This window comes from Streptomyces sp. CA2R106 (assembly GCF_037034245.1).
Lineage (GTDB): Bacteria > Actinomycetota > Actinomycetes > Streptomycetales > Streptomycetaceae > Actinacidiphila.
In genome coordinates this window covers 25,043-35,158 of record NZ_JBAGKC010000045.1, presented here as the reverse complement: position 1 = coordinate 35,158, position 10,116 = coordinate 25,043, and the positions used below count along the sequence as shown (strand labels likewise).

Genomic DNA, 10,116 nt, shown 5'->3' with positions numbered 1-10,116 from the left:
TCTGCTCGGCGCTTCCCGCGGAAGAAGGGTGCGCCCCGGAGGGGCGCGGGGAACGGCGCGCGTAACAGGCCACCGACCTGCGGCCGGGAGGCGGTCCGCGGCCCCGGCGGCGAGTAGCCGAAGGGGCGCGGGGAACTGCGCGACAAGCCACCGCGAACCGCAAGGTCCCGTAGCCCCGCGGACGGGGCAACCCGGGGGAACCCACCCACCGGCAGGCGGGCGCGGCACCCACCGAACACACCGCCCCGGAGGGGGGCCTGCCCACCGGGAGGGGGTCGCGGGGCGGACGGGGAGGGGGAGCCCGGGGGGATGGGGTTACCGCAGAGGCATCGACATTCCGGCGACGGTGAGGAGGACGTGGTCGGACTCGGCGGCGACGGCGGCGTTGAGGCGGCCGAGGGCGTCGCGGAAGCGGCGCCCGGAGGCGGTGGGGGGGACGACGCCGGAGCCGACTTCGTTGGAGACGGCGACGACGGTGCGGCGGGTGGCGCGCCAGGCGGCGCGCAACGCGTCGATACGGGCCCCGACGGAGTCGCCCGCCTGCTCACGCCAGTTCTGGTCGTCCCAGGCGCCGGCCTCGTCCATGACGTGGGTGAGCCACAGGGAGAGGCAGTCGATGAGCAGGGGCGGCCCGGAGCCGTCCGCGAGCAGCGGCAGCAGGTCGCAGGTCTCGGCGGTGCGCCAGGCGGCGGGCCGCCGCTCGCGGTGGGCGGCGACGCGTTCGGCCCACTCGGCGTCGCCGTCGCGGGTGCCGCCGGTGGCGACGTAGAGGACGTCGGGGAAGGCGGCGAGGCGGCGTTCGGCCTCGGCGGACTTGCCGGAGCGGGCACCGCCGAGGACGAGGGTGCGCCGGGGCAGGTCGGGTACGTGGCGGTAGTCCCCGACGGTGAGGGTGGTGCCGTCGGGCACCGCGCGGGCGCCGAGCGCGGCGAGGCGGCGGTCCAGTTCGGGCCCGGGCGGCGCCTCGTGCCCGAGGTGCACCGCGACGACGTCCGTCGTCCCGGCCACCGCGCCGGCCGCACGCAGCCGCGCGAGGGCGTCGGGCCGCCCGACGACGTCGAGCAGCACCAGGTCGTACGGCGCGGCGGCCGCGCCCTCCACCCCGTGGTTGCCGTTGTCCGCCAGGCCCGCGGGGGCGCACCCGGGCGGCAGGTAGAGCGCGCGCAGCCCATCCGGCGACTCGACCTCGTACCCGGTACCGAGGGCGTCGGTCGCCACAGCCCGCACCCGGTGCCCGGTGAGCACCGGCAGCTCCCGCCCGTCGGGCACCCGGGCGGGCGCGGGCAGGCCCGGGGGGATCTCGACCGGCGGACCGTCGTGCGGGTGGGACAGCAGGACGAGGCGCAGCCCGCCCAGGGTCCGTCCGGCGCGGGCCGCGGCGAGCGCGACGCCGGGCAGGAGGTCGAGCAGCACCGCCCCGTCGACGAGCACCGACGTGGCGCCGCGTGCCCTGTCCCCCGTCGCGAGGGCGCAGACGGCGCAGGGGCAGTCGGGCACCGGCAGGCCGTCGGGTCCGCCGGTGCCGAGCAGAGTCAGTTCCACGGCACGATCGTCTCGTGCCTGCCGGGCCCGGGCGCGCCGGGGCCGTCCAAGCGGCTGCCGGGGGCCGCGCCGGACATGGCGCCGGGGGCTGCGCCGGGAGCCGGGACCCCTGCCGACTTGGGGGCGCCCTCTCGACGGCTCCGGGACGCGCTGGAAGGATCATCGGTGCCCCGGCGAATCGTGCCTATACGCTTCCTGGGCACTGTTCTCCCATTCCCGGACCGAGGAGCAGCACATGGCGTGGACGTGGCGGTTCGAGGCGGCTGACGGCTCCGAGGTGGAGCCCTCGGTGGAGCCGGAGGAGTTCACCACCCAGGGCGACGCCGAGTCGTGGGTCGGCGAGGTCTGGAAGGAGCTCGCCGCCGGCGGCACCGAGCAGGTCACCCTCTTCGAGGACGGCACGCGCGTCTACGGCCCCATGAGCCTGGCGGCCGCCGACGCCGAGCCCGACCCGGCGCCCGCGCCCGACCCGGAGGAGTCCTGACGTCCTGACGTCCCGGCGTCGTGAGGGGCACGGGCGCGGAGGGCCGGCGCGGACAGCAGGTCAGCTCAGCGATCCGAGGGTGACCTGGACGCTCTTGGTGGCGGTGTCCCGCACATAGGTGACCGTGGCCTTGTCGCCGGGCTTGAGTCCGGCCAGCACCTCGGTGAGCGACTGCACCGTGGTGATCGACGTCGACCCGACCTTGGTGATGACGTCGCCGGCCTTGAGCCCGGCCTTGGCCGCGGCGCCGCCGTTCGTCACGCTGACGATCGCGACGCCGGCCGGCTGGGAGTCCAGGCCGACGACCCCGCGGACGGTCACGCCGAGCGCGGCCCGCCCGGAGTCGGTGACCTTCCCGTTCTTGATGATCTGGTCGGCGATCCGCTTGACCGTCGAGGAGGGGATGGCGAACCCGATGCCGGGCGCCGCGCCGCTGCCCAGCTGCGGGTCGGTGGCGGCGAGGGTCGGGATGCCGACCACCTGGTTGTCGAGGTTGACCAGCGCGCCGCCGCTGTTGCCGGGGTTGATCGCCGCGGAGGTCTGCACCATGTCGGGGATGGTGGCGCCGGTGCCGCCGCCGGAGCTGCCGGAGCCGCCCTCGCTGACGGTGCGGCCGGTCGCGGAGACGATGCCCTGGGTGACGCTGCTGGACAGCCCCAGCGGGTTGCCCATGGCGAGCACGATCTCCCCGACCGCCGCGGTGCCGCCGGGCGCGAAGGTGGCCGGCTTGAGGCCGCTGGGCACCGAGGAGAGCCGGATGACGGCGAGGTCGCTCGCGGGGTAGGACGACACGAGCTTGGCGGCAAGCGGGCTGCCGCCGGTGGCGAGGGACACCTCGAAGGAGGTGGCGTTCCCGATGACGTGCGCGTTGGTGACGATGTCGCCCTTGCTGTCGTAGACGACGCCGGAGCCGAGGTCCTGCTTGGTGGTGATCTGCACGACCGAGGGCAGCACGTTCTTTACGGTGCTCTGATAAGCGCTCTGGAGGCTGTCGGACGACCCGGCCCTGTCCACCGCGGCCTTGGCGGCGGGTGCCTGGGCGCCGGAGTCGGACGCGGTACCGGACGGGCCGCACCCGGCGGCGAGCAGCACGGCGGCGCAGGCCGCGGCGGTACCGGTGGCGGGCAGCAGGAGGCGGCGGCGGGGGCGGTCGTTGCGCGATCGACTCATGTCGGAATTGTCGCTTTCACCGCAACCGCGCGGCGCGGCCTGGACCGCCAATCGGGTCGTACGACCGGTGACGCCCGCCGGGTCAGGTCCCGTGCCGGGTCAGGTCCCGCGCCCGGTCAGGCCCCGCGCCCGGTCAGCCGCGGACGCCGCACAGGTGCAGCAGCGCCGCCACCGAGCGGTACGGGTCGGTGCGGCCGGCCCGCTCCTCCGCCGCGATCAGCAGTTCCATCTCCTGCGGGTCGGCCGGGCCCGCCGCCTGGTCGGGCACGGTGTCGGTGAAGACCCGCACCCCGTACCACGCGCGCAGCGGCACCCCGATGCCCTCCAGCACCGCGGTCAGCGCCGCGCGGCGGTCGGCGCGGGTGCTCAGGCCCAGCCGGTTGGTGTAAGCGTCGGAGCCGAAGGCGCCCAGCGCGGCGCCCCAGTCCCCGAACAGGCCCGGGCGCATGGCGAGCGCGTCGCCGTTGCGCACCAGCAGGCTCAGCATGCCGCCGGGGGTGAGCACCCGGGCGAGCGCGGCGAGCAGTGGCTCGGGGTCGGCGACGTACATCAGCACGCCGTGGCAGAGCACCACGTCGAAGCAGGCCGGGCCGAAGTGCCGGCCGGTCTCGCGGCCGTCGCCGCGCAGCACCACGAACCGCTCGCGCACGTCGGCGGGCTCGGCCGCCACCGTGTGCCGCAGCGCGGCCAGCATCGACGGATCGGACTCCAGCCCGGTCACGAGGTGGCCGAGCCGGGCCAGCCGCAGCGACTGGGTGCCCTGGCCGGGGCCGATGTCCAGCACCCGCAGCCGGCGCCGGGCGTGCGCGCCGGGCGACTGCGGGAAGCACGCGGCCAGCTGCTCGTCCAGCTGCCGGGCGACCAGTTCCTGGCGGACGGTGTTCCGCAGTCCGCCGAGCCCGGCCAGCCAGCTGCCCGCGCCGCCCGCGAAGCCGCCGGCGCCGGGCCGGACGCCTGGCACACCGGCGCCGGACGCGGCGCCGCCGTAGCCGTAGTCGTCGTAGTCCGCCGGGCCCCCGTGCCCCCCGGTCAGAGTTTGGTGCCGCGGCTGACCTGCGGCTTCGGCAGCCGCAGCCGCCGCATCTGGAGCGTACGCATCAGGCCGTAGGCCACCGCGCCCTTGGTGTTCTTGCCCTCGAAGCGGCGCCGCAGCTGGCGGCGCAGCAGCACGCTGGTCACCACCGAGTCGATCACGATCGCGACGATCACGACCAGCCACAGCAGCAGCGACAGGTCCTGCATCGAACCGGCGACGCTCAGCACCAGGATGACCACCGCGAGCGGCAGGAAGAACTCCGCGACGCGGTAGCGGGAGTCGACGTAGTCCCGGACGAACTTGCGCACCGGGCCCTTGTCGCGCGGCGGCAGGTACCGCTCGTCGCCCCCGGCCAGCGCCTGGCGCTGCTTGGCCATGTCCGCCCGGCGGGAGTCGCGCGCCTGCCGGGCCGCGGATTTGCGGTCGGTGGGCGTGGTCACCGCCTTGCGGCGCTGGCTCTGGGCCTCGCTGCGCTTGGGCGTGGGCCGGCCCTTGGGGGCCTGGGGGTCACGCGGCTGGTCCTCCAGCAGCGCCGTGGTGCTGGCGCTCTGGGACTGCTCATCTTGGGAACGACGTCGGAACACGACTCCAAGGTTACGTGCTCCCGGCGCCGCACCCCAGCCCCTCACCTACTCCTTGCGCGCTAGGTCGCCGAACCGTGATCGTCCCTGGGGATGAGCACATCCGGTCCCGAACAGTGCGGTAATGGAACCAAGGCCCGTAGGCTGGTGTCTGTAGACGTGCTGGAGCAGTTGCCGAGAAGGGGGCGCGCGAGGCCCATGAGCGGTGTCATGAAGCGGATGGGAATGATCTTCCGCGCGAAGGCCAACAAGGCCCTGGACCGGGCCGAGGACCCGCGCGAGACCCTCGACTACTCGTACCAGAAGCAGCTCGAACTGCTGCAGAAGGTGCGCCGCGGGGTCGCCGACGTGGCCACGTCCCGCAAGCGGCTGGAGTTGCAGCTCAACGAGTTGCAGAAGAAGTCGTCCACCTACGAGGACCAGGGCCGCAAGGCGCTCGCGCTCGGCCGGGAGGACCTGGCCCGTGAGGCGCTCTCGCGCCGGTCCGCGCTCCAGCAGCAGGTCACCGACCTGGAGACGCAGCACACGCAGCTCCAGGGCGAGGAGGAGAAGCTCACGCTCGCCTCCCAGCGGCTCCAGGCCAAGGTGGACGCCTTCCGGACGAAGAAGGAGACCATCAAGGCCACCTACACCGCCGCCCAGGCGCAGACCCAGATCGGCGAGGCCTTCTCCGGCATCTCCGAGGAGATGGGCGACGTCGGCATGGCGATCCAGCGGGCCGAGGACAAGACCGAGCAGCTGCGCGCGCGGGCCGGCGCCCTCGACGAGCTGATGGCCTCCGGCGCCCTGGACGACCCGAGCGGCCTGGGCAAGGACGACCTCCAGGCGGAGCTGGACCGGCTCTCCGGCGGCAGCGACGTCGAGCTGGAACTCCAGCGGATGAAGGCCGAACTGGCCGGCGGCGGCAGCAGCACCCCGGCGATCGAGGGCGGCCAGAACGGCCAGGGCGCCCAGGGCCAGCCCCAGGACCGGCCCCGGTTCGACAAGCAGTAGGCACTGGACCGCACCGTCACGGAGGAGGCCGTCATGATCGTACGGATCATGGGGGAGGGCCAGGTGCGGGTGGACGAGTCCCACCTCACCGAGCTCAACACGCTCGACAACGAACTGTTCGCCGCCGTCCAGTCCGGCGACGAGCCCGCTTTCCGCCGCACCCTGGGCGCCCTCCTCGACGGCGTCCGCGGCTTCGGCGAGCCCCTTCCCGACGACGCCCTGCTCCCCTCCGAGCTCATCCTCCCCGCCCCCGACGCCACCCTGGAGACGGTCCGCGCCATGCTCGACGACGACGGCCTCATCCCCGGCTGACCAGGGACGGCGGGCCGGCGGGGGCGGCCTGGCACCCAGGTGGCGGGGTTACCGTTGCTGACCGTGCAGTACCCATCGGGAGTCCTCGCACCGTGGCAGTGGCTGCGGGCGCACCACAGCACGGCCGACGCCGCTCTCGCGTCGGCCGTGTTCGTGCTGATCCTGCTGAGCAGCGTCCTCGGCTCGGACACCTACCAGCTGACCGCGGTCGACGTCGGGCTCGCCGCGCCCGCGTGCGCGTCGCTGTGCCTGCGCCGCACCGCACCGTGGTCGGTGCTCGTCTTCACCTGCGCGCTGTCCGCGCTGTTCATCGCGCTGCGCCCGGCCGACGGCCGGGTCCCGGTGATCCTCGCGGCGGCGATGGCGCTGTACACGGTCGCGGCCAGGACCGACCGGCACACCACGTGGCTGACCGGGCTCGCGGTGTGCGTCGGCCTGACGGCGCTGGCGATGTCCTTCGGCAACGGCCCCTGGTACGGCCAGGCGAACTTCGCGGTCTTCGCCTGGACCGGGATGGCCGCCGCGGCCGGTGACGCCGTCCGCAGCCGCCGCGCGTACATCGCCGCGATCAAGGAGCGCGCCGAGCGGGCCGAGCGCAGCCGGGAGCAGGAGGCGCGGCGGCGGGTCGCGGAGGAGCGGATGCGGATCGCCCGCGAGCTGCACGATGTCGTCGCCCACCACATCGCGCTGGTCAATGTGCAGGCGGGGGTGGCCGCGCATGTCATGGACTCGCGCCCGGACCAGGCCAAGCAGGCCCTCGCCCACGTCCGGGAGGCCAGCCGGACCGCGCTGGCCGAACTGCGCACCACCGTGGGGCTGCTGCGGCAGTCCGGCGAGCCCGAGGCGCCGATGGAGCCCGCGCCGGGCCTGGCGGTGCTCGACCAGTTGCTGGACGGCTTCCGGCGGGCGGGGCTGCGCGTCACCGTCGAGTGCGACGGCCACGAGCGCCCCGGGCCGGACGGCGAGGAGCCGGCCGCGCTGCCCGCGTCGGTGGACCTGACCGCCTACCGGGTGATCCAGGAGTCGCTGACGAACGTGCAGAAGCACGCCGGCCCGCGGGCGGGCGCGGTGGTGCGGATCAGCCGGGCCGACGGCGAGCTGCGGGTCGTGGTCGACGACGACGGCGCGCCGGAGGCCGCGCCCGGGGCGCCGCCGCTGTTCGGCGGGCCGCTGCCGGAGCCGGAGGGCGGCGCGGGGCGGGAGCGGGCGGAGCGCGACCGTACGGGGCGGGAGCGTACGGCCGCGGCACAGGACCGTACGGGAGCGGGGGCGGGTGCCGGTGCGGGGGCGGGTGCGGGTGCCGACTCCGGGGCCGGCTCCGGCGGCGGGCACGGGCTGCTGGGCATGCACGAACGTGCCTCCGCGCTCGGCGGGGTCTGCCGCACCGGCGCCCGGCCCGGCGGCGGCTTCCGGGTGTCGGTGCGGCTGCCGCTGGCGGTCCCCCCGCACGGGTCCGCGGCCTCGTCCCCGTAATCTGACCGGTATGGCGCTCCCTCCCGATCACCCGGCACCGCCCGCGCCCGAGACGGTGAAGGTGCTGATCGCCGACGACCAGGCACTGCTGCGGGGCGCGTTGCGCGTGCTGGTGGAGTCCGAGCCGGACATGGGCGTGGTGGGCGAGGCGGCGGACGGCGCCGAGGCGGTGCTGCTGGCGCGGGCCGAGCGGCCGGACGTGGTGCTGATGGACATCCGGATGCCGGGCACCGACGGGATCGCGGCCACCCGGGAGATCGTCGCCGACCCCTCGCTCGCCGGTACCGCGGTACTGGTGCTGACCACCTTCGAGGCGGACGAGTACGTGGTGCGGGCGATCCTGGCGGGGGCCTCCGGGTTCCTCGGGAAGGGCGCGGAGCCGGACGAACTGCTCTGCGCGATCCGTACCGTGGCCAAGGGCGAGGCGCTGCTGTCCCCCGCCGCCACGAAGAGCCTGATCTCGCGGTTCGTCGCCCAGCAGCACGGCGCCGACGACGAGCCGCGCACCGTGCCGGGCATGGACACCCTCACCTCGCGGGAGCGGGAGGTGCTCGTCGAGGTCGCCGGCGGCCTGCCGAACGACGCGATCGCCGCCCGCCTCGGGGTCAGTCCGCTGACCGTCAAGACGCACATCAACCACACGATGGCCAAGCTCGCCGCCCACGACCGCGCGCAACTCGTCGTGGCCGCCTACGAGTCGGGGCTCGTCCGCCCCCAACGCCCCTGAGTTGCACCGGCGGTCCAGCAGTCCGGCCGACGGAAACCCACAGATTCGGACAGCTGATCGCGCTCCCAAAAAATGAAAGCAACAAATATTGACCGAACCAACCAGCGCGCGTACCTTCCGAGCGAGCCGTCAAGCGCCGCCGGGACGCACGTGAACTCGGCGGCCGGCGCGGCCTGTTGAAGCAAGCTCCACCACCCCCCACCTCCAGGAGCGAGCCATGCAAAGAGTCTCCGCCGCGCCCGCGGGACGCCGCCTCGTCCCACGGCTGCGCGCCGCCCTGATGTCGGCCGTAGCGGCCCTCGCACTCGTCCTCGGCGCGCTGCTCGGCCTGCCGGGCACGGCCGCGCACGCCGCCGGCTCGCTGCCGTGCGACATCTACGCCGCCGCCGGCACCCCCTGTGTCGCCGCGCACAGCACCACCCGCGCGCTGTTCGCCTCGTACAACGGCCCGCTGTACCAGGTGACACGCTCCTCCGACGGCGCCAAGACCGACATCGGCCTGCTCGCGCAGGGCGGTTACGCCAACGCGGCCGCGCAGGACAGCTTCTGCGCGGACACTACGTGCAGCATCAGCAAGGTCTACGACCAGACCTCGCGGCACAACGACCTCAACCCGGGTCCGGCCGGCACCGCCGGCAGCGCCGACCGCGGCGCGGACGCGAGCGAACTGTCCGTCACCGCGGGCGGGCACAAGGTCTACGGCATCTGGATCTCGCCGGGTGTCGGCTACCGCTCCAACGGCGCCGCGTCCGGCACCGCCGTCAACGGCCAGGCCGAGGGCGCCTACATGGTGGCCAGCGGCACCCACGTCGGGTCCGACTGCTGCTTCGACTACGGCAACGCCGAGGCCACCGCCTCCGACACCGGCAACGGCCACATGGATGCCGTGTCCATCGCCACCACCTGCTACTTCTCGCCGTGCACCGGCTCGGGCCCCTGGGTCGAGGCGGACATGGAGAACGGCATGTTCCAGGGCGACAACGGCTCCAACACCGCCAACGCCGGGAACAGCAGCGCCTTCGTCACCGCGGTGCTGAAGAACAACGGGCAGACGACGTACGCCCTGAAGGGCGGCAACTCCCAGTCCGGGGGCCTGTCGACATGGTGGAACGGGTCGCTGCCGACCAGAGGCGGCTACATGCCGATGCACCAGGAGGGCGGGATCATCCTGGGCACCGGCGGTGACAACAGCAACCGCAACAGGGGCACCTTCTTCGAGGGCGTGATGGTCTCGGGCTACCCGACCGACGCGGCCGAGAACGCGGTGCAGGCGAACGTGGTGTCCGTCGGGTACTCCGGTGAGACGAACGTGCCCAACGGCAACCAGGGCAACATCATCGGCCCGGGCGGCCAGTGCGTGGACGTCGCGGCCGACGACACCGGGACGGACTACTCCGCGGTGCAGCTGTGGAACTGCCAGTCCTACGCGGAGGACCAGTTCTGGACCCACCACACGAACGGCTCGCTCAGCACGATCGGCCGCTGCCTCGACATCAACGGCAACGGCACGGCCAACGGCACCCAGGTCGAGCTGTGGGACTGCAACGGTGTCGGCGGCCAGGTGTGGCAGCAGCAGTCCGACGGGTCGCTGCTCAACCCGCAGTCCGGCCGCTGCCTGGACTCGCCCAGCGGCGCCACCGCCAACGGGACGCGGCTCCAGATCTGGGACTGCAACGGCTCCGCGGCGCAGAAGTTCGCACTGCACTGACCGGAGCCTTTGCGCGGACGAATTGCCCGAATCGAAAGACCATGCGAAATACCGCCGGATAACCGTTTCCGCACAGGAACGGCCCGCTAC

Annotated in this window: 10 protein-coding genes; 6 read left to right on the top strand and 4 right to left on the bottom strand. The window is 74.0% G+C overall.

Annotated elements, in window-relative coordinates:
• Positions 1–315: 315 nt before the first annotated feature.
• Positions 316–1,542 carry a bifunctional adenosylcobinamide kinase/adenosylcobinamide-phosphate guanylyltransferase gene (locus tag WA788_RS33805; protein ID WP_335984147.1) on the bottom strand — a complete coding sequence of 409 codons (1,227 nt, stop codon included), beginning with the start codon at positions 1,540–1,542 and terminating at the stop codon, positions 316–318.
• Positions 1,543–1,777: 235 nt separating this feature from the next.
• On the opposite strand from WA788_RS33805, the gene WA788_RS33800 reads away from it, so the two are divergent.
• Positions 1,778–2,026, top strand: a complete 249-nt coding sequence (locus tag WA788_RS33800; protein ID WP_335984146.1) for a hypothetical protein — start codon at positions 1,778–1,780, stop codon at positions 2,024–2,026.
• A 60-nt stretch (positions 2,027–2,086) separates the two neighbouring features.
• Here the strand turns inward: WA788_RS33800 and WA788_RS33795 are convergent, their stop codons facing one another.
• The 3 genes from WA788_RS33795 to WA788_RS33785 all read right to left on the bottom strand — a co-directional run bounded on the left by WA788_RS33795 (position 2,087) and on the right by WA788_RS33785 (position 4,816).
• Positions 2,087–3,196 carry a S1C family serine protease gene (locus tag WA788_RS33795; protein ID WP_335984145.1) on the bottom strand — a complete coding sequence of 370 codons (1,110 nt, stop codon included), beginning with the start codon at positions 3,194–3,196 and terminating at the stop codon, positions 2,087–2,089.
• 133 nt (positions 3,197–3,329) lie between these two features.
• Positions 3,330–4,103, bottom strand: coding sequence for a methyltransferase domain-containing protein (locus WA788_RS33790; protein WP_335984149.1), 774 nt, complete (start codon positions 4,101–4,103; stop codon positions 3,330–3,332).
• Between the two features lie 122 nt (positions 4,104–4,225).
• Complete coding sequence (locus WA788_RS33785; RefSeq protein ID WP_335984144.1) at positions 4,226–4,816, bottom strand: DUF3043 domain-containing protein; 591 nt, start codon at positions 4,814–4,816, stop codon at positions 4,226–4,228.
• A 195-nt stretch (positions 4,817–5,011) separates the two neighbouring features.
• Between WA788_RS33785 and WA788_RS33780 the strand changes: the two genes are divergently transcribed.
• From WA788_RS33780 to WA788_RS33760, 5 genes are all read left to right on the top strand, one after another.
• The gene (locus WA788_RS33780; RefSeq protein ID WP_335984143.1) at positions 5,012–5,806 is read left to right on the top strand and encodes a PspA/IM30 family protein; all 795 of its coding nucleotides are present in this window, start codon (positions 5,012–5,014) and stop codon (positions 5,804–5,806) included.
• Positions 5,807–5,839: 33 nt separating this feature from the next.
• Positions 5,840–6,118, top strand: coding sequence for a PspA-associated protein PspAA (pspAA, locus tag WA788_RS33775; protein ID WP_335984142.1), 279 nt, complete (start codon positions 5,840–5,842; stop codon positions 6,116–6,118).
• Positions 6,119–6,175: 57 nt separating this feature from the next.
• Positions 6,176–7,591: a sensor histidine kinase gene (locus WA788_RS33770; RefSeq protein WP_443034136.1), complete on the top strand. Its 1,416-nt coding sequence runs from the start codon at positions 6,176–6,178 to the stop codon at positions 7,589–7,591.
• Positions 7,592–7,601: 10 nt separating this feature from the next.
• The gene (locus WA788_RS33765) at positions 7,602–8,318 is read left to right on the top strand and encodes a response regulator transcription factor (RefSeq protein WP_335984140.1); all 717 of its coding nucleotides are present in this window, start codon (positions 7,602–7,604) and stop codon (positions 8,316–8,318) included.
• A 217-nt stretch (positions 8,319–8,535) separates the two neighbouring features.
• A complete protein-coding gene (locus WA788_RS33760) occupies positions 8,536–10,026 on the top strand; it encodes an arabinofuranosidase catalytic domain-containing protein (RefSeq protein ID WP_335984139.1) in 1,491 nt (496 codons plus the stop codon).
• Positions 10,027–10,116 lie beyond the last annotated feature (90 nt).